Source organism: Kineococcus rubinsiae, from assembly GCF_011839805.1.
In the GTDB taxonomy this organism is placed as follows: domain Bacteria; phylum Actinomycetota; class Actinomycetes; order Actinomycetales; family Kineococcaceae; genus Kineococcus; species Kineococcus rubinsiae.
Genome location: NZ_VWPY01000057.1, coordinates 1 through 18,208, shown reverse-complemented (window position 1 = coordinate 18,208; position 18,208 = coordinate 1). Strand labels below are relative to the sequence as shown.

Sequence of the window (18,208 nt, the reverse complement as noted above, 5' to 3'; positions counted from 1 at the left end):
CGCCGTCCCCGGCGCCGGGGCTCATCCCAGCCCTCACCCACAGGGACGTCAAGGGGAACACCCAGTCCCCGAAAGGGGGTCGGGCGTAACGGAAGTGGGCGCTCGCGCGAAGGGGATGCGGGGGCCTGCACCTCCTCGTGCGGACGGTCGCCGCGGCTCCCCCGCGACCTCAGAGCGGCAGCACGAACGTCGGTGTCCCGACCTCCACGGCGGAGCGGTCGACGACGGCCAGGTCCGCGTCCAGCGCGAGGTGCACGACGGCGTCGGAGTCCTGCGCGCTGACGTAGAGGTGGTGGCCGACGACCGCGACGTGGCGGGGGTTGCGGGCGCCGAGCGGGACGTCGCGCACCGGGCGGGGCACCCCGTCGACGACCTCCACGAGCGTGAGGACGTCCGCGCCCCGGTTCGCGACCACGAGCCCCCACGGCGCGCGCGCCACCTCCGAGGGCCAGACGTCCCCGGCCGGCCGGTCCCGGACGGCGGGCCGCACGACGGCGTCCCCGAGGCGGCCGCCTGTCACGGCCCAGGAGGTCAGGGTCGCGTCGAGCTCGCCGACGACCACGAGCCGGCCGTCGCGCAGCGCGGTGTGCCGGGGGCCGGTGCCGGGCGCGGTGCGCACGACCTGGACGGGCTCCTCGCTGAGCCGGCCCGCCGCGGCGTCGACGGCGTGCACGCGCAGCTCGTCGGTCCCGAGGTCGGCGATCACCACGCTCGACCCGTCGCCCAGGAACGTCGCGGAGTGCGGGTGCGAGCCGTCCTGGCGGTCGGCGACCGGACCGCCGCCCGTCGCGGTGAGCGTCTGCACGAGCTCGCCGACGACCCCGTCCCGCACGCTGACGACGCCGACCGACCCGCCGTAGTTCGCGACCACGAGCAGCCCGCCGCCCGGGTGCAGCGCGAGCTGGCAGGGGCTCGACCCGCCCGAGGACGCCTCCCCCCGCACCGACCAGGCGGTGCCGTCGAACGTGCGGGTGGAGACGCGGCCCTCGTCCACCTCGTGGGCGGCGTGCAGGGTGCCGGGGCGGCCCGCGGCGGCGAGGAAGGACGGGGAGTCGCACGGCGACGGGGTTCCCGCAGACGCGAGGCGCCCCGTCCGCGGGTCGCGCGCCAGCAGCGTCACGCCCGCGCCGCGCCCGCCCGTCGCGGACGTGTAGGACCCGACGGCCAGGAGATCGCTCACGCCGTGATCGTGCCAGGCACCGCGGCGCGCCCCGGGACCCGACGGGTCAGGCGGCTCGACCGGGTCAGGCGCTACCGGGTCAGGGGCTCGCGGCGAGGAACAGGAACGCCGCCAGCAGGACGAGGTGGACGCCGCCCTGCAGGGAGGTCGCGCGGCCGGGCACCACGGTCAGCGTGCCGACGACCACGGTCAGCCCGAGGAGCACGAGCTGGGTGGAGCCCAGGCCGAGCAGGAGGGGCCCGTCGATCCAGATGGTCGCCACCGCGATGACCGGGAGGGTCAGGCCGATGCTCGCCATCGCGGACCCGAAGGCCAGGTTGAGGCTGATCTGGATGCGGCCGCGGCGCGCGGCCTTGACCGCCGCGAGGGTCTCCGGGGCCAGGACGAGCAGGGCGATGACGACCCCGACGAAGGAGGCGGGGAACCCCAGCGCCTCGACGCCCGCCTCGATGGTCGGGGACTCGACCTTGGCGAGCCCGACGACCGCGACCAGCGCGACGACCAGCAGCACGAGGCTGGCGAGGGTGGCCCGGTCGCTCGGCGGGGCGGCGTGGACGTCCTCGTCGGGCAGCACGCTGCCGTCGGCGGCCACCGGCAGGAAGAAGTCGCGGTGCCGCACGGTCTGGGTGAGCACGAACAACCCGTACAGCGCGAGCGAGGCGACGGCCGCGAAGGCCAGCTGGGCCGGGGAGAACTCGGGCCCGGGGCGCGAGGTGGTGAAGGTCGGCAGCACGAGGCAGACCGTGGCGAGGGTCGCGACCGTCGCCAGGGCCGCGCCGGTGCCCTCCGCGTTGAAGACCGTCACGCGGTGCCGCAGGGCCCCCACGAGCAGGGACAGCCCGAGGATGCCGTTGCAGGTGATCATGACGGCGGCGAACACGGTGTCGCGGGCCAGCGAGGCCGTCTCGGGACCACCCGCGCTCACGAGGGTCACGATGAGTGCGACCTCGATGACGGTCACGGCGACCGCCAGGACGAGGGAGCCGTACGGCTCGCCGACGCGGTGGGCGACGACCTCGGCGTGGTGGACGGCGGCCAGCACGGCCGCCGCCAGGACGACCGCCAGCAGGACGGCCACCGCGGTTCCGGGTTTCCGCCCCCACGACAGCGCCAGCACGACCAGCGCGGCCGGTGGTGAGAGCGCTGTCCAGGTCAGCAGGTCGCGGAACCCGCCGTCGCGGACCGCCGGGGAGCCGGTCGCGGTGGTCCGGGTCACGGGAGGCTCGGGAGGCGGCGCATGGCGCCACTCTCCCAGGTGCGGGCCGCCGGTCCCGAGGGCGTCGCACCACCGGAGAGGTGTCTCCAGGTCACAACCCGGTCACGACCCCTTCCGCGGACAGGCGCGCGGAGTATGTTCTCGCCCACAACTTACTTTCGGCGCCACCGGGAGCCGAGAGACGAGATGCGAAGGGGCATCCATGCGCGTTCGAACCTCAGTCCTGCTCGCCGGCGGCATCGCCGGCGCGCTCCTCGTGTCGGCCTGCGGGAGCAGCGACGCCGGGACCTCCTCCTCCGACTCCTCGGGCGGCGACTCCAAGGCCTCGGCCGAGATCGGCGTGATCCTGCCGGACACGAAGTCGTCGGCCCGCTGGGAGTCGTTCGACCGCCCGCTGCTGCAGAAGGCCTTCGAGGCGGCCGGCGTGAAGGCCGACATCCAGAACGCCCAGGGCGACGCCTCGAACATGCAGACCATCGCCGACCAGATGCTCACCGAGGGCGTCAAGGTCCTCGCGATCGTCAACCTCGACTCCGACTCGGGCTCGGCGATCGAGGCCAAGGCGAAGAAGCAGGGCGTGCAGACGATCGACTACGACCGCCTGACCCTCGGCGGCTCGGCGGACTACTACGTCTCCTTCGACAACACCAAGGTCGGCGAGGAGCAGGGCCAGGGCCTGGCCGGGTGCCTGGGCGCCGGCGACAAGAACATCGTCTACCTCAACGGCTCCCCCACCGACAACAACGCCGGGCTGTTCTCCGCCGGCGCGCACAGCGTGCTCGACCCCATGACCAACTACAAGAAGGTCGCCGAGCAGTCGGTCCCGGACTGGGACAACCAGCAGGCCGCCACCATCTTCGAGCAGATGCTGACGCAGCAGGGCGGCAAGATCGACGGCGTCCTGGCCGCCAACGACGGCCTCGGCAACGCGGCGATCTCCATCCTCGCCAAGAACGGCCTCGCCGGGAAGGTCCCCGTCACCGGGCAGGACGCCACCACCCAGGGCCTGCAGAACGTCCTCGCGGGGACCCAGTGCATGACCGTCTACAAGCCCGTGGACCAGGAGGCGAAGGCGCTGTCCGACATCGCCATCGCGCTCATCAAGGGCGACAAGCCCACCACCACGGGCACGGTCAAGGACGACACGGGCAAGCGCGACGTGGCCTCCGTCCTGCTCGACCCGCAGCTGATCACCCGCGACAAGGTCAAGACCGTCGTGGACGCCGGGTTCGTGTCCGCCGCGGACATCTGCACGGGTGACTTCGCCGCCAAGTGCACGGAGCTCGGCATCTCCTGACCGAGCCCCACCCCACTCCCGCACGACCCACCGGGTCCTCCGCCGAGGCGAGGACCCGGTGGGCCGTCGGCGCGACCCCGAGGAGACAGTTCGTGAACCCCACCCCCGACGCCCCGCCCCTGCTCTCCCTGCGGGGCCTCGACAAGAGCTTCGGCGCCGTCCAGGTCCTGCACGGCGTCGACCTCGACGTGCGCGCCGGCGAGGTCACCGCGCTCGTCGGCGACAACGGAGCCGGCAAGTCCACGCTCGTGAAGTGCATCGCGGGCATCTACACCACCGACGCCGGCGAGTACCTGTTCGAGGGCAAGCCGGTGCACATCTCCGGCCCCCGCGACACCGGCGCGCTCGGCATCGAGGTCGTCTACCAGGACCTCGCGCTGTGCGACAACCTCGACATCGTCCAGAACATGTTCCTGGGGCGCGAGAAGCGCCGCGGCGTCCTGCTGGACGAGCCCACCATGGAGGAGCTGGCCCGGCAGACGCTGGCCAGCCTGTCCGTGCGCACGGTGCGCTCCGTGCGCCAGCTCGTCTCCAGCCTCTCCGGCGGTCAGCGCCAGACGGTCGCGATCGCCAAGGCCGTGCTCTGGAACTCCCGCGTGGTGCTGCTGGACGAGCCCACCGCCGCCCTCGGGGTGGCGCAGACGCGCCAGGTGCTCGACCTGGTGCGCCGCCTCGCCGACAACGGCCTGGGCGTCGTCCTCATCTCCCACAACCTCAGCGACGTGTTCGAGGTGGCGGACCACATCACCGCCCTCTACCTCGGCCGCGCCGCCGCGACCGTGCGGACCCGCGACGTCACGAGCAGCCAGGTCGTCGAGCTCATCACCACGGGACGTTCCGGGGACCTCGGTCTCGCTCCCGCCACCGCTTCCGCCCCGGTCTGAGGAGACCTGCATGTCGACCACCGGACAGCGTCCGCCCCAGGACTCCGAACCGGCCGCCGCGGCCGGTCAGGAGCTCCCCGCCCCCGCGCTCACCGAGCAGGAGCGCATCGCCCAGCTCACCCGGGCCACCGCCTCCGGCGGGAGCGCGCTCGCCCAGCCGGCGACCGAGCCCACGTTCCGCGAGGGCGTGCAGGCCTACCTGACACGGCTGCGCGGTGGCGACATCGGCTCGCTGCCCGCCATCGCCGGGCTCGTCGTGCTCTTCGTGCTGTTCTCGCTGCTGCGCCCCGACACCTTCCCCACCCCGGGCAACATCGCCAACCTGCTCGTGCAGGCCTCCTCGATCATCGTGCTCGCGATGGGCCTGACCTTCGTCCTGCTGCTCGGCGACATCGACCTCTCCGCCGGCGTCGCCGGCGGCGCGTCGGCCGCCGTCATGGCCCTGGTGCTGCGCGAGAGCGGGGCGAACTGGGTCGTCGGCCTGCTCGCGGCCCTGGTCACGGGACTCGTGCTGGGCACCCTGATCGGCCTGCTCGTCTCCCGGGTGGGCATCCCCTCCTTCGTCGTGACCCTGGCCTTCTTCCTGGGCATCCAGGGCATCACGCTGCGCCTCATCGGCGAGGGCGGGACGATCGCGGTGCGCGACGACGTGATCGTGGCCATCGCGAACTCCAACGTCCCCGTCACCCTCGGCTGGGTCCTCGCCGCCGTCGCGGCCCTGGGCTACGCCGCGGTGAGCCTGGGCCGGTGGGCCGGTCAGCGACGCCGCGGGCTCTCGCGTGACAACATCGCCGTCGTGATCGTCCGCATCGTGGTCGTCGCGGCCGTCCTGGTCGCGGTCACCGCCGTGCTCAGCCAGAACCGCGCCCGCGTGGCGAGCATCCACCTGGCCGGCGTCCCCTACTCGGTGCCGGTCATCGCGGTCCTGCTCGTCCTGCTGACCCTGCTGCTGGGCCGCACGCGCTATGGCCGCCACGTCTACGCCGTGGGCGGCAACCCCGAGGCGGCGCGCCGCGCCGGCATCTCCGTCCGCAACATCCGCGTGTCCGTCTTCATGATCGGCTCGACCCTGGCGGCGTTCGCGGGCGTCATCGACGCCTCGCGCCTGAACTCCGTGGCCCCCGGCTCCGGTGGCGCGAACACCCTGCTCCTCGGGGTCGGCGCGGCCGTCATCGGCGGCACCAGCCTCTTCGGGGGCAAGGGCCGGGTGTCCAACGCGGTCATCGGCGGCCTGGTCATCGCCGCGATCGCCAACGGCCTGGGGCTGCTCGGCCAGGCGCAGTACGTCAACTACCTCGTGACCGGCGTGGTCCTGCTCCTCGCCGCGACCGTCGACGCCGTCTCCCGGCGCCGACGGGCGTCGTCGGCCGTCTGACGTCCCGGTGGCGGGGGAGCTGCGGGGGCGGGGGACGGAGGACGTCCGCCGGCACAACCTCTCCACGCTCCTCGGCCTCGTGCACACCCGGGGCACCACCACCCGCGCTGACGTCACCCGCGAGCTGGGCCTGAACCGCTCCACGGTCGGGGCCCTGGTCGGCTCCCTCGCCGCGGCGGGCCTGCTCGTCGAGCAGTCCCCCACCGACCTCGTCCCCGGCCGCGTGGGGCGGCCCTCCCTGGAGGTCCGTCCCCACGAGGGCGGGGCCGAGGTCCTCGCGGGCTACGTCGACGTCCACGAGCTGCAGGTCGTGCGGGTGGGCCTCGGCGGCCGCGTGCGGGGGCGGTGCACCGTCTCGACCTCGGCGCCCCCCACCCCGGAGGAGGCGGCGACGCTGCTGGCCGCGGCCGCCGCCGGCCTGCTCGCGGAGGACCCCCCGGCCCTGCTCGTCGGCGTGGGGGTCGCGGTCCCGGGCACGGTGCGCAGCGGGCCGGGCGTGATCGCCCACGCGCCCAACCTCGACTGGCACGAGGCGCCGTTCGCCGCGCTGGCCGCCGCGGCCCTGGAGGAGGCGACCGGCCGGCGGATGCCCGTCGACGTCGCCAACGACGCCGACCTGGGGCTTCTCGCCGAGCACCGCCGCGGGGCCGCCGCCGGGCTCACCGACGTGGTCTACCTCAGCGGCACCTACGGCCTCGGCGGTGGCGTGCTCACCGGCGGCCACCCCCTCACGGGGCACCGCGGGTACGCGGGCGAGGTCGGCCACATGAGCGTGGACCCCGGCGGCCGGGCGTGCCGCTGCGGCAGCCGCGGGTGCTGGGAGAGCGAGACCCTCGCCGGCGCCTGGGCGGAACCGTTCGGCCTCGACCCGGACGCCCCGGACATCGCCGACCTCGTCCTCGGCCGCCTGCGGGCGGGCGGGGTCGTCTCGCGCCGCACCCGCGACAAGCTCTCCCGGGCCTTCGCCCGCGGCCTCGCGAACGTCGTGCACCTCTTCGACCCGCAGTCGATCGTCCTCGGCGACGGGCTCTGGAACCGGCTGTGGCCCGAGCTCGCCGACGACGTGATGCCCTGGGTCGACCGCCTCGTCATGCCCTCGATGCGCTCGGGCGTCAGCGTCACGCTGTCGGCCCTCGGTCAGAGCTCGACGGTGCTGGGCGCCGCCGAGCTCGCCTTCGCGTCCCTGCTGGCGGACCCGCTGGGCACGACCGCCGTCGACCTCACGCGGCCCGGCGGGGCGCTGGACCTCGCCGTGGTCGTACCGGACCTCGACGTGGTGCGCTCCGTCGTGCGGAGCTGAGCTCCCGCGCGACGGGACCCGGGGACGGACGTCAGCGGAACCGGCGTCAGCGGGAGCGGTCGGGCCGCCACACGACGAGCGCCGTCGACCCCTGCGACGGCGGGCGCTGCGCCGAGGGGCGCTGCCCGCGGGGGGTGGCGACGATGTCGCCGGCCATGCCCGCGGCGAAGATGCGGCGGGCCTGCTGGCGGACCACGTCGAGCTCCGCCTCGAGCTCGTCCACGCGGTGGCCGAGGGCCGCGACGTGGTTCTCGAGCTCCAGGATGCGCTTGATGCCCGCGAGGTTCACACCGTCCTCCTGGGACAGGCGCTGCACCTCGCGCAGCTGCGCCACGTCGCGGGCGGAGTAGCGGCGCCCGCGACCGGGCGCGCGGCTCGGCGAGACGAGGCCGAGCCGGTCGTACTGCCGCAGCGTCTGCGGGTGCATCCCCGCCAGTTCCGCGGCCACCGAGATGACGAAGACCGCGGAGTCGTCGTCGAACACGTCCGTCCTCCTCTCGCCGGTCGGTGCCCCACCCGCCGCGCTCCCTCGCGGGGAGCGCGGCGGGACGGGGCTCGTGCCCCTGCTCCAGCTGCCCTCGCGCTAGCGGCCGGCGCGCTCGGCGAGGCCCGCGCGCGGGTCCTCACCGGCCGTGGCCGCGGCGAAGGCCTCGACGGCCTCGCGGGCCGCCCCGTCGACCTTCTGCGGGACGACGACCTCGAGGGTGACGAACAGGTCCCCCCGCGCGTCGTCGCTGCGCGCCTTGGCGACCCCGCGGCCCTTCAGCCGCAGCGAGCGCCCCGACGGCGTGCCGGGCGCGACCTTCACGCGCACCGGCGTCCCGTCCAGCGTCGGCACCTCGACGGTCGCCCCGAGGACGGCCTCGTCGAAGGACACCGGCAGCGTCAGCCGCAGGTCGTCGCCGTCCCGCGTGAACACGGGGTGCGGCTCGACGTGGACGGTGACGAGCAGGTCGCCCACCGCGCCGCCGGGGCCGGGCAGGCCCTTGCCGCGCAGCCGGACCTTCTGCCCGTCGCGGACGCCCTTGGGCAGCCGCGCGCTGACGCTGCGGGCCGGGCCGCCGCGCGGGTCGGGGACCCGCAGGCTGACCGTGGCCCCGTCCAGCGCGGCGCGGAACCCGACGCGCGCGCTGGCCTCGAGGTCCTGGCCCCGCGGCGGGGCCGTCGGGCCGCCGGCGCCGAAACCGCCGCCACCGGCCTGCCCGAACAACCCGCCGAGGAGGTCCTCGAAACCCGCGCCACCGCCGGCCCCGCCGCCGGGGGCGCCGAAGCGCACCCCGCCGGGAGCCCCGCGGCCGGCCTGCTGGCCGAACAACCCGCCCAGCAGGTCCTCGAAACCGGCACCGCCGGCGGCGCCGCCCGCCCCACCCGGGGAGGAGAAGCGGGCACCGCCGCCGACCATGGCGCGGACCCCGTCGTACTGCCGGCGCTGCTCGGCGTCGGAGAGGACCGCGTAGGCCTCCCCGACCTCCTTGAACTTCAGCTCCGACGACGCGTCGCCGGGGTTCGCGTCCGGGTGCAGGGTGCGGGCCTTCTTGCGGTAGGCCTTCTTGATGGCCGCGGCGTCCGCGTCGTGCGGTACCCCGAGGACGGCGTAGAAGTCCTTCTCCGCCCAGTCCTGCATGCTCATCGTCCGACCTCCTCCCTGCTCGTCCCCGAACCGCCCGTCCCCCGGGCGGTCACCGCCGTCACTGCGGGTCGGCCACCGCGACGCGTGCCGGGCGCAGGACGCGCTCGCCGAACCGGTAGCCCGGCTGCAGCAGCTGCCCCACGCTCGCCACCTCGTACTCGTCGGAGTGGCTGCTCATCAGCGCCTCGTGGACGGCCGGGTCGAACGGCTCGCCGACCTCGCCGTAGCGGACCAGGCCGAAGCGGCCCAGCGTCGCCTCGAGCTTCTCGGCGATCGCCACGAACGGACCCGTGAGGTCGTTGTGCTGGCGCGCGAGGTGCACGTCGTCCAGCACGGGCAGCAGGGCCTCCGCGACGCTCGAGAGCGCCGCGTCCCGGGCCACGTTCTTGTCCCGGTCGACGCGCTTGCGGTAGTTCACGTACTCGGCCTGCAGGCGCTGCAGGTCCTCGAGCCGCTCGTCCGCGAGCGCCTGCGCCGCACCGTCGTCGGCCCCGCCGACGGACGGGCCGCCGGCCGCCGGGCCCCCGGCCGCGTCGGCCGGGGTCTCGACACCTTCCGCGGTCTCGGCCGGAGCGTCGGCCGCGGTCTGGCCGCGCACCTCACCCGTCTCCGGGTCGAGGCGGCGGTTGTCGCGGATCACGGTGGGTTCGCTGAACTCCTCCGCCATCACTTGTCCTTCTCGTCGTCGACGACCTCGGCGTCCACCACGTCGTCGTCCGCGCTGGACGAGGAGGCGGAACCGGCGGTGGTGTCGTCACCGGCGGGCGCGTCGGCCTGCGCCGCGTACATGGCGGAGCCCAGCTTCTGGCTCGCCTGGGCGACGACCTCGGTCTTCGCCTTGATGTCGGCCGCGTCGGTCCCGTTCAGAGCGGTCTTCAGCTCCGCGACGGCCGTCTCGACCTCCTGCTTGCCCTCGGCCGGCAGCTTGTCGGAGTTGTCCGCCAGGAACTTCTCGGTCTGGTAGACGAGCCCCTCGGCCTGGTTGCGGGCCTCGGCCTCCTCGCGACGGGTCTTGTCCTCGTTCGCGTGCACCTCGGCGTCCTTGACCATGCGGTCGATGTCGTCCTTCGACAGCGCGCTGCCGCCGGAGATGGTCATCGACTGCTCCTTGCCGGTGCCGCGGTCCTTGGCGGACACGTGGACGATGCCGTTGGCGTCGATGTCGAAGGTGACCTCGACCTGCGGCACGCCGCGGGGCGCGGGCGCGATGCCGGTGAGCTCGAACGTGCCGAGCGGCTTGTTGTCGCGGGCCAGCTCGCGCTCCCCCTGGAACACCTGGATGAGCACCGACGGCTGGTTGTCGTCCGCGGTGGTGAACACCTCGGAGCGCTTGGTCGGGATCGCGGTGTTGCGCTCGATGAGCTTCGTCATGATCCCGCCCTTGGTCTCGATGCCCAGCGACAGCGGGGTGACGTCGATCAGCAGGACGTCCTTGCGCTCGCCCTTGAGGACACCGGCCTGCAGGGCCGCGCCGATGGCGACGACCTCGTCCGGGTTCACGCCCTTGTTGGGCTCGCGGCCGCCGGTCAGCTCCTTGACGACCTCGGTCACGGCCGGCATGCGGGTGGAGCCACCCACCATGACGACGTGGTCGATGTCGGCGAGCTTCACGTCGGCGTCCTTGATGACCGAGTGGAACGGCGCCTTGGTGCGGTCCAGCAGGTCCTGCGTCATCTGCTCGAACTGCGCGCGGGTCAGCTGCTCGTCCAGGTGGACGGGACCGTTCTCCGTCATCGACAGGTACTGCAGGGAGATGCCGGTGCTCGTCGCGGTCGAGAGCTCCTTCTTGGCCTGCTCCGCGGACTCACGCAGGCGCTGCATGGCGATCTTGTCCTTGGACAGGTCGATGCCGTAGGCGCCCTGGACCTTCTTCAGCAGGTGGTCCACGATCCGCTGGTCCCAGTCGTCACCACCGAGGTGGTTGTCGCCGGACGTCGCGCGGACCTGGATGGTGGAGAACCCGTCCTCGTCCTTGCCGACCTCCAGGAGGGACACGTCGAACGTGCCGCCGCCGAGGTCGAAGACGAGGATGAGCTCGTCCTCCTTGCCCTTGTCCAGGCCGTAGGCGAGCGCCGCCGCGGTGGGCTCGTTGATGATGCGCAGGACGTTCATGCCGGCGATCTCGCCGGCCTCCTTGGTGGCCTGGCGCTGCGCGTCGGAGAAGTAGGCCGGGACGGTGATGACCGCGTCGGTGACGGGCTCGCCCAGGTAGCTCTCGGCGTCGCGCTTCAGCTTCTGCAGGATGCGGGCGGAGATCTCCTGCGGGCCGTACTTCTTGTCGTCGATGCCGACGTTCCAGTCGGTGCCGATGTGACGCTTCACGGAGCGGATGGTCCGGTCCACGTTGGTCACGGCCTGGCGCTTGGCGATCTCGCCGACCAGGACCTCGCCGTTCTTGGCGAACGCGACGACGGACGGGGTCGTGCGACCACCCTCGGCGTTCGCGATGACCGTGGGCTCGCCACCCTCCAGGACCGAGACGACGGAGTTGGTGGTGCCGAGGTCGATGCCGACCGCACGTGCCATGGGGAGTGCCTCCTGCTGCTGGGAACTGTTGAGTGCTTCCGGCTCAAGTCTCCAGATGCAGGACCGGCTGTCAAGCCGGGACCGCGAAGGTTGAGCCTGACTGACTCAACTGACGACCGGGCCTGCGTGTTCCCGTCCGCGAGGCTTTGTGAGATCGTCTGACATCGTGTGAAGCCAGATTTAGAAAGCGGGCCCGTGGACGACAACGTCAACCCCTACACGCCAGGTTCGGGCACGCCACCGGCCGAGCTCGTGGGCCGCGCCGCCCAGCTCACCGCCGCGACAGTCCTGGCGCAGCGGACGGCGAACGGCCTGACGACGCGAAGTCCCATGCTCAGCGGTCTGCGCGGCGTGGGCAAGACCGTCCTCCTCAACGCCCTGAGGGGCGAGCTGGACGGTCACCAGTGGCTCACCGTGAAGGTCGAGGCCCAGGTGGACAGGGATGCGCGCGCCGTGGCCCGACGACAGCTGGAGCGAGGGCTCGTCGCGGGGGCGCGTTCGCTGGCCTCCCGTGCGGGTCGCGTGAGCGGGTCGCTGAAGAAGGCCCTGTCCACCATCGGGTCGTTCTCCCTCTCCGTGGGCCCCATCACGGCCAGCCTCGACCCGGTGAAGGGGCGCGCGGACTCCGGCGTCCTGGAGTTCGACCTGAGCGAGCTGGTCTCGGACGTGACGCCGGCCCTCGCGGAGACCGGGGCGGGCTTCGCGGTCTTCGTCGACGAGATCCAGGACCTCGACCCGACGACGCTGACGGCACTGCTCACGGTCCAGCACGAAGCGGCTCAGCAGAAGTGGCCCTTCCAGCTCTTCGGTGCGGGCCTGCCCTCCGTCCCCTCCGTGCTGGCCGACGCCCGGTCCTACGCCGAGCGCCAGTTCGACTACCAGAGCATCGGCGCACTCTCGCCGCAGGACGCCGCGGAAGCGCTCGTGGGACCTGCGCGGGAGGCCGGTGTCACCTGGCATCCCGAGGCCCTCGACGAAGTGGTGGCCACCTCGGCGGGATACCCGTACTTCGTCCAGGAGTTCGGCGCGCAGGCCTGGCGTCTCGCCCCGGGCCCCAGGGTGATCACCCTGCCGGACGCGCACCTCGCTCGGGAAGCAGGGACCGAGGCCCTCGACGCGGGCTTCTTCCGGTCCCGCTGGGACCGTGCCACCAAGGCGGAGCAACGGCTGCTGCGCGCCATGGCGGTCGACGGTGACGCGCCGTCGCAGATGCCCGACCTCGTCAGCCGCCTGGACAGGCGGCGGCAGTCCGACCTGTCGGTCGCTCGCCGGGACCTCATCGGCAAGGGGTTGGTCTACGCCCCCGCCAGGGGCGAGCTCGCCTTCACCGTCCCGCACATGGCCGCGTACATCCGGCGGCAGCACGGCCTGGACTGACCGCACCTCCACGGCCCGGTGGGCGCGATGAGGCCTCAGATCCAGCCGTTGGACTGCGCGATCTTGACCGCGTCGGTGCGGCCCCGCGCGCCCAGCTTGTCCATCGTCGCCGTCAGGTAGTTGCGCACCGTGCCCTCGGACAGGCTCAGCTCGGACGCGGCCTCCCGCACGCCGCAGCCGTCCGCGACGAGCGTCAGGACGTCGGACTCGCGGGGCGTCAGGGGGGAGTCGCCGTTCTGCACGGCGGCCGCCGCGAGCTCGGGGTGCAGGACGCGCCCGCCCGCCGCGACCCGGCGGATGCCGTCCACCAGGTCGTCGACGGGGGCGTTCTTCAGCACGAAGCCGCTCACCCCGGCCGCCAGCGCGTTGCGGACGGCCGCGGGCCGGCCGAGCGCCGTCAGGATGATCACCTTGGTTCCGGGCGACTCCGCCTTCAGGCGCCGGGCGACGCTGACGCCGTCCCCGCCGGGCATCTCCAGGTCCAGGACGGCCACGTCGGGCCGGGTGCGCTCCAGCGCGTCCATGACCTGGTCGCCGCGCTCGACGGCGGCCACGACCTCCAGGTCGTCCTCGGTCTCCAGCAGCGCCACGAGCGCGGAGCGGACGATGTGCATGTCCTCCGCGATCAGCAACCGGATCACCCCGTCGGTCATCGGGATCCCACCTTCCGTCCCCCGGGGTGACGACCACCCCGGGTCCGACTGCCCGGCGGACGCCCGTCCGGGCGCCCGTCCTGCACCGGCGGCCGCCCCAGCGGCACGGTGCAGCCCAGCACGAACGTCCCGCCGCCGGACTGGACGTCCATCCGTCCCCCGACGCCGCGGACCCGCTCCCGGACCCCCAGCAGCCCGGACCCCGCCCCCTGCTCCCCCCGCTCCGGGTGCCCGGACCCGGGGACCCGCGCGGCGTCCACGCCGTCGTTGGCCACCGTCAGCCGCAGCTCACCGTCGCCGACGTGCGCGCTGATCCGGCAGACCGTCGCCCGCGCGTGCTTGAGCACGTTGGTCGTCGCCTCCCGCACGACCCACGCGGCGACCTCGCTGACCTCGGGGCCCGCCTCGGTGACGAGGGCCTGCGGGTCGGCGTCGACCTCGCAGCCGATGCCTGCGTCCGCGAGCAGGCGCCGCGCGGCCGCCAGCTCCGACTCCAGCGACAGCGCCCGGTAGCCGGTGACCAACGCCCGCAGGTCGGTCGCGGCCGCGTGGCTCAGCGCCAGGACCTCGTCGAGCTCGGTGCGCAGCGCCTCCTCGCGCCCCGCCCGCTGGTGCCGGCGGGCGAGCTCGACCTTCAGGGAGACCGCCGTGAGGTTGCGGCCCAGCAGGTCGTGCAGGTCCCGCGACACCCGCACCCGCTCGCGCAGCACCTCGGCCAGCGCCAGCTCGGCGCGGGCCCGCTCCAGCTCCTGGTAGGTGGTGAGCGCGCGCAGCAGGACGACGAGCAGGAAGGACGTCGCGACGTAGCTGACGCCCGCGAAGATCGTGGCGCCCCAGTCCTCCCCGGCCAGGCGCCACAGGCCGAGCTGCAGCAGCAGCCCGCCGGCGTAGAGGACGGCGGCGACCCGCACCGGCAGCAGCACGACGAGGAAGCAGGCCAGCACCGCCGTCCAGGCCAGCCAGTCCACGCCGAGCAGGGGCGCGGGCACGTAGGCGACCACGGCCATGCTGAGCAGCGACACCGCCCGCGGCGGGCCACCGCGCGGAGCCAGCGCGCTGCGCAGCACCACGAGGTTGACGACGGCCGCCACCAGGGCCGCGACGACCGGCACCGCGACCACCAGCGCGTGCGGGGCGGACCTCCCCCAGGGCGTCTCCGCGGCCGCCGGGACGACCGTCACGGTCAGGCCCACGGCGACGACGAGGAAGACGACGTGGGTGAAGACCGTCAGCCGGCGCACCGCCACCGAGCTCGCCGAGCGCACGACGTCGCCCGCAGGGGCGGCCGCCCGGCCCGCGGGTGTCTCGCGGACACGTGGCACCCGGGTCACGGTAGCCGCCGGCCCCGGCGCGCGCGGGCGTCGCCGACGACCGCGCGCGCGGCGGTGCGCACGCGCTCACACCGGTGGCGGCCAGGGGTTGGCCGCCTCCTCGGCGAGCACGAGGCGGCCGGGCGCCAGGCGCCGGTGCCAGGGCCGCAGCCCGGGCGCGACGACGCGGACGGCGGGGACGCCGACCTCGGGGCGGGTGAGGTCCTGCACCAGGACGTCGACCCCGCGCCCCGCGAGCCGCGACAGCGCCTCCGCGAGGTCCGCCTCGGCGTCCAGCCCGCGGTCGCCCGTGCGCTCCCCCGCGCGGCCGGGAGCCGCGTCGGCGAGGCCGGTGGACGGCCGGGTCGGGTCGGGCAGCACGTACGGCTCGTCGTGGACGCTGCGCCGCGCCCACCCCTCGGCGGGGCCGCCGACCACCCCGAACTCCAGGCAGGCCAGCACCTGCCCGCACTCCTGCACGGCGCGGCGGGCGGCGCTCGCGAGGTCCACGGACGCGCCGAACCCGCACACCACGTCGGTGCCGTCGGAGCGGCAGCTGACCGCCACGACCACCGGCACCGCGAGGTCGGTCGTCAGGTCCAGCAGCCAGACGTCGCGGTCCTGGCGCGCGAACGCCTCGCGGGCCCGGCGCGCCCCGGCCGGGCCCAGGACGTCGAGGTCGACGCCCGGGCGCAGGGCGCGCGGCCACCACCACAGGGCGACGGCGTCGCGCTCGACGAGCTCCAGCAGCCCCGCCAGCACGGCCGCGGGGCGCGTCGGGCCCACGGCGCAGCCGTTGGAGTCGGGACGGCAGCAGCGGGCCGCCGCGAGGTCCGGGTGACCGAAGTGGACGGCCGCCGACGGCACCCACCACCGCTCCCCGGTCACCGCGGACACCAGCGGGCTCACGTCGGTGCGCAGGCCGGCGGGCAGCTCGTCGGGCACGGGCTCGCCGTCGCCGGCCGCCCCCGCCGCGCGCTGGCCCTCGCCGAAGAGCAGGAGGTCCTGCGGCCGCAGGAAGGACTCCCCGCGCTCGGCCAGCTCCGCCGCGCTCGCCCGCTCGTGCGGCTCGTCCCCGTGCCAGGACACGCAGTAGCGCTCCAGGGCCTCCCCGACCGCGGCGGCGCGCGCGTCCGTCGCGGACTCGCGGCAGCCCCACGCCGGGGCCCGCTCCCAGCCCAGCCCGTCGGGTGCGGCGCTGTCGCGGCGGCGCACGGGGTGGCTGGTCTCGGCCAGCACCTGACCGCCGGAGGCGCGCCGCACGGTCACGGGCGCGAGGACGCCCGTCAGGGCCGACACCAGCGGGGCGACGCGCTCGAGGAAGGCGTCGGAGCCGCCGGCGGCGTCGTCGGCGCCGGCCGGGCGCGCGACCTGCGCGCAGCCCGCGACGGGGTGCCGGACGACGTCGAGGTCGTGCAGGCGGTACTCGCGCACCTGCGCGGCCCACGTGCTGCGGACCCCGGGCCCGTCGTCGAGCAGGGCGTCCACGACGGCGGCGACCGCGGCGGCCGTGGCGCGCCGGGCGCTGCCCTGGCCACCGGCGGGGACGACGACGGCGCCGTCGACCGCGGCGGGGCGGGGCCCGTCGCCGTTGCGGCGCAGCTGCTGGTCCAGGCAGGCGGGGCAGACCCCGGTGGAGGCCGGGCCGCCGGTACTCGGGCCGCCACCGGACTCGTCCGGGCCGCCCGCGCCGGTGTCCGGCGCGGGCGGCAGGAGGGGGCCGACCCAGCAGCGGGTCACCCCCGTGCGGACCAGCAGCACCGCGAGCCCCCGCTCGCGGTGCTGCTGGAGCGCCTCCACCAGCCGCTCGTCGAGGTGGTCGTGGCAGATCACCACGGCGAGGGACGCCCCTGGCACGCCCTCGCCGACCACGTCCGCCCCGTCGGCGGCCAGTGCTCGTGCGACCGCGGTGGTGTCGACGTCCCCCACCACGGTCAGGACGACGGTCCGCGCGGCCCGGCCGGTGGCCCCGGTGGGCACGAGGACGTCGTCCAGGATCAGCTGGGCCACCCCGCCGGCGACCTCCGGGAGGTCCTCGGGCGTCCGCACGAGGCGGCGCACGAGGTCCTCGCCGTCGGCGGTGCCGCCCAGCTGGGCGACCACCTCCAGCACCCGGTCGGCGCCGTCCACGACGCGCAGGACCCGGAGATCGTCGTCGAGGACGAGGGTCCCCGAGGCGTCGCGCGACAGGCGCACGGGCCTGCGCAGGGACAGCACCGGGACGCCGTCGTCCGGGGTGGTCCGGTCTCCCGCTCGGGTCAGTCCCGCGTCTCGATCCAGCACAGGCACAGCGGCTGGGCCGCGGCCTGGACGCTGGGCGCGTCGAGGAGGAGCCGGCGGACCATGTCCTGCAGCGAGGTGGCCAGCTCGGACGTCGTCGGGGCGACGGTCGAGGAGGTGACGGTCGAGGGGGCGGCGACGGCGGTGGGGTTCATGGGAGCTCCTGGGGTGTCGTGCTGACCGGTCCACCACGGCACTGCTGCTGCGCCGTGTCTCCGATCCTCCCTGCGCATCCGGGCTGCGGGCAGTGCGGCGTGCACGACCTGACCGTGGGTTCCTCATGGTCGGCACGCTGACACCACTCTCAGCGACCGAGCAGCTCCGGAACGTCAACCTCCGTCGCGCCGGGCGCCGGAGCAGGACGGTCCGGCACCCGGCACCGCCGGGCCCCGAGGCGCAACGACGCGACCGTCCCGGCCCAGGCCAGGGCCCCCGCGACCGCCAGGACCGCCCACGTGAGGGGCAGGGGGTGCGCGGCCGGCGCCCCCGTCAGCCCTGCGCGCAGGGCGTCGGCCAGCAGCGCCGTCGGCGTCAGCCCGAGGACGTCCGCGACGGCGACCGGGAAGGCGGACAGCGGGACGAGCACCCCGCCCAGCAGCAGCGACGCTCCGGTCGCCAGGACGAGCAGCCCGCGCGCGCTCTCGACGGCCCGCAGCAGCCCACCCGCGAGCGCCCCGGCCCCCACGGCCAGCAGCGCCCCGAGCACGTCGGTCAGCACCAGCCCCGCGACGGCGCCGGGGCCGCCCGGTGCGAGCTCCCCCGCGGCCGCGCACACCAGGGCTGTCAGGAGGAGCTGGACCAGGGCGAGGGCGACCCGGACGGGTGCGGCCGCGAGCAGCGCCGCCGACCGCCCGGCTGGCGACACGGCGAGGAGCAGGACGGCGCCGCGCGCCCGCAGCGGCAGCATCCGCCCCGCGGTGCCGGTGAGCGCCAGCACGACGAGCCCGGCGGCGCACGTCCCGGGCAGCACCCAGGCGGTCGCGGCGGGCTCGTGCGGCGCCAGCAGCCGGGCCAGGCCCACCACCGCGCCCGCCAGCACCAGCGGCAGGAGCAGGACGGCGAGCAGCAGGCCGCGGTCGCGCAGGGCCTCGCGCGCGGCGGCGACGCTCAGGACGCGGAAGCGGTGCCGCCACGACCGGGCGGGCGGCACCCCGGCGGAGGCGGCCGGCGGGGGCGGGCC

The 18,208-nt window shown here is 75.0% G+C and carries 16 protein-coding genes; 5 read left to right on the top strand and 11 right to left on the bottom strand.

Features of this window, described 5'->3' with window-relative positions:
- Positions 1-169 precede the first annotated feature (169 nt).
- Both F1544_RS19470 and F1544_RS19465 read right to left on the bottom strand, forming a co-directional pair.
- The gene (locus F1544_RS19470) at positions 170-1,180 is read right to left on the bottom strand and encodes a lactonase family protein (RefSeq protein WP_167587840.1); all 1,011 of its coding nucleotides are present in this window, start codon (positions 1,178-1,180) and stop codon (positions 170-172) included.
- A 79-nt stretch (positions 1,181-1,259) separates the two neighbouring features.
- Positions 1,260-2,339 carry a calcium:cation antiporter gene (locus F1544_RS19465; protein WP_167587854.1) on the bottom strand — a complete coding sequence of 360 codons (1,080 nt, stop codon included), beginning with the start codon at positions 2,337-2,339 and terminating at the stop codon, positions 1,260-1,262.
- Positions 2,340-2,598: 259 nt separating this feature from the next.
- Between F1544_RS19465 and F1544_RS19460 the strand changes: the two genes are divergently transcribed.
- The 4 genes from F1544_RS19460 to F1544_RS19445 all read left to right on the top strand — a co-directional run bounded on the left by F1544_RS19460 (position 2,599) and on the right by F1544_RS19445 (position 7,252).
- Positions 2,599-3,693 carry a sugar ABC transporter substrate-binding protein gene (locus F1544_RS19460; protein ID WP_167587839.1) on the top strand — a complete coding sequence of 365 codons (1,095 nt, stop codon included), beginning with the start codon at positions 2,599-2,601 and terminating at the stop codon, positions 3,691-3,693.
- Between the two features lie 92 nt (positions 3,694-3,785).
- Positions 3,786-4,577 carry an ATP-binding cassette domain-containing protein gene (locus F1544_RS19455; RefSeq protein WP_167587837.1) on the top strand — a complete coding sequence of 264 codons (792 nt, stop codon included), beginning with the start codon at positions 3,786-3,788 and terminating at the stop codon, positions 4,575-4,577.
- Positions 4,578-4,587: 10 nt separating this feature from the next.
- Entirely contained in the window at positions 4,588-5,952 is a 1,365-nt protein-coding gene (locus tag F1544_RS19450; RefSeq protein ID WP_208972226.1) for a sugar ABC transporter permease, read from the top strand.
- Between the two features lie 7 nt (positions 5,953-5,959).
- The gene (locus F1544_RS19445; protein WP_167587836.1) at positions 5,960-7,252 is read left to right on the top strand and encodes an ROK family transcriptional regulator; all 1,293 of its coding nucleotides are present in this window, start codon (positions 5,960-5,962) and stop codon (positions 7,250-7,252) included.
- A gap of 46 nt (positions 7,253-7,298) precedes the next feature.
- Here the strand turns inward: F1544_RS19445 and F1544_RS25585 are convergent, their stop codons facing one another.
- The 4 genes from F1544_RS25585 to dnaK form a co-directional block, all read right to left on the bottom strand.
- Positions 7,299-7,679: a heat shock protein transcriptional repressor HspR gene (locus F1544_RS25585; RefSeq protein ID WP_208972230.1), complete on the bottom strand. Its 381-nt coding sequence runs from the start codon at positions 7,677-7,679 to the stop codon at positions 7,299-7,301.
- Positions 7,680-7,835: 156 nt separating this feature from the next.
- Positions 7,836-8,882: a DnaJ C-terminal domain-containing protein gene (locus F1544_RS19435; RefSeq protein WP_167587832.1), complete on the bottom strand. Its 1,047-nt coding sequence runs from the start codon at positions 8,880-8,882 to the stop codon at positions 7,836-7,838.
- A gap of 58 nt (positions 8,883-8,940) precedes the next feature.
- Positions 8,941-9,549 carry a nucleotide exchange factor GrpE gene (locus F1544_RS19430; protein ID WP_167587831.1) on the bottom strand — a complete coding sequence of 203 codons (609 nt, stop codon included), beginning with the start codon at positions 9,547-9,549 and terminating at the stop codon, positions 8,941-8,943.
- Positions 9,549-11,408 (bottom strand): molecular chaperone DnaK, encoded by a 1,860-nt coding sequence (gene dnaK / locus F1544_RS19425; RefSeq protein ID WP_167587830.1) that lies wholly within the window; start codon positions 11,406-11,408, stop codon positions 9,549-9,551. The genes F1544_RS19430 and dnaK overlap by 1 nt, the downstream gene beginning before the upstream one ends.
- A 195-nt stretch (positions 11,409-11,603) precedes the next feature.
- Here dnaK and F1544_RS19420 point away from each other — a divergent pair, with 195 nt between their 5' ends.
- Positions 11,604-12,785 (top strand): ATP-binding protein, encoded by a 1,182-nt coding sequence (locus tag F1544_RS19420; protein ID WP_167587828.1) that lies wholly within the window; start codon positions 11,604-11,606, stop codon positions 12,783-12,785.
- 35 nt (positions 12,786-12,820) lie between these two features.
- Here F1544_RS19420 and F1544_RS19415 read toward each other — a convergent pair whose 3' ends face one another.
- The 5 genes from F1544_RS19415 to F1544_RS19395 all read right to left on the bottom strand — a co-directional run.
- Positions 12,821-13,438 carry a response regulator transcription factor gene (locus tag F1544_RS19415; RefSeq protein ID WP_208972225.1) on the bottom strand — a complete coding sequence of 206 codons (618 nt, stop codon included), beginning with the start codon at positions 13,436-13,438 and terminating at the stop codon, positions 12,821-12,823.
- A complete protein-coding gene (locus F1544_RS19410) occupies positions 13,435-14,760 on the bottom strand; it encodes a sensor histidine kinase (RefSeq protein ID WP_167587826.1) in 1,326 nt (441 codons plus the stop codon). The genes F1544_RS19415 and F1544_RS19410 overlap by 4 nt, the downstream gene beginning before the upstream one ends.
- Positions 14,761-14,835: 75 nt before the next feature.
- Complete coding sequence (locus F1544_RS19405) at positions 14,836-16,965, bottom strand: YcaO-like family protein (RefSeq protein WP_167587824.1); 2,130 nt, start codon at positions 16,963-16,965, stop codon at positions 14,836-14,838.
- Between the two features lie 41 nt (positions 16,966-17,006).
- Positions 17,007-17,183: a hypothetical protein gene (locus F1544_RS19400; RefSeq protein ID WP_167587823.1), complete on the bottom strand. Its 177-nt coding sequence runs from the start codon at positions 17,181-17,183 to the stop codon at positions 17,007-17,009.
- 149 nt (positions 17,184-17,332) lie between these two features.
- Positions 17,333-18,208 (bottom strand): ABC transporter permease (locus F1544_RS19395; protein WP_167587821.1); only part of this gene is annotated, 876 nt, incomplete at its 5' end.

Excerpts from the sequence above, each read along its gene's own strand:
- F1544_RS19460 (WP_167587839.1), top strand. The coding sequence starts at position 2,599 with ATGCGCGTTCGAACCTCAGTCCTGCTCGCCGGCGGCATCGCCGGCGCG.
- F1544_RS19450 (WP_208972226.1), top strand. The coding sequence starts at position 4,588 with ATGTCGACCACCGGACAGCGTCCGCCCCAGGACTCCGAACCGGCCGCC.
- F1544_RS25585 (WP_208972230.1), bottom strand. The coding sequence starts at position 7,679 with ATGCACCCGCAGACGCTGCGGCAGTACGACCGGCTCGGCCTCGTCTCG.
- F1544_RS19435 (WP_167587832.1), bottom strand. The coding sequence starts at position 8,882 with ATGAGCATGCAGGACTGGGCGGAGAAGGACTTCTACGCCGTCCTCGGG.
- F1544_RS19430 (WP_167587831.1), bottom strand. The coding sequence starts at position 9,549 with ATGGCGGAGGAGTTCAGCGAACCCACCGTGATCCGCGACAACCGCCGC.
- dnaK (WP_167587830.1), bottom strand. The coding sequence starts at position 11,408 with ATGGCACGTGCGGTCGGCATCGACCTCGGCACCACCAACTCCGTCGTC.
- F1544_RS19415 (WP_208972225.1), bottom strand. The coding sequence starts at position 13,438 with ATGACCGACGGGGTGATCCGGTTGCTGATCGCGGAGGACATGCACATC.
- F1544_RS19400 (WP_167587823.1), bottom strand. The coding sequence starts at position 17,183 with ATGAACCCCACCGCCGTCGCCGCCCCCTCGACCGTCACCTCCTCGACC.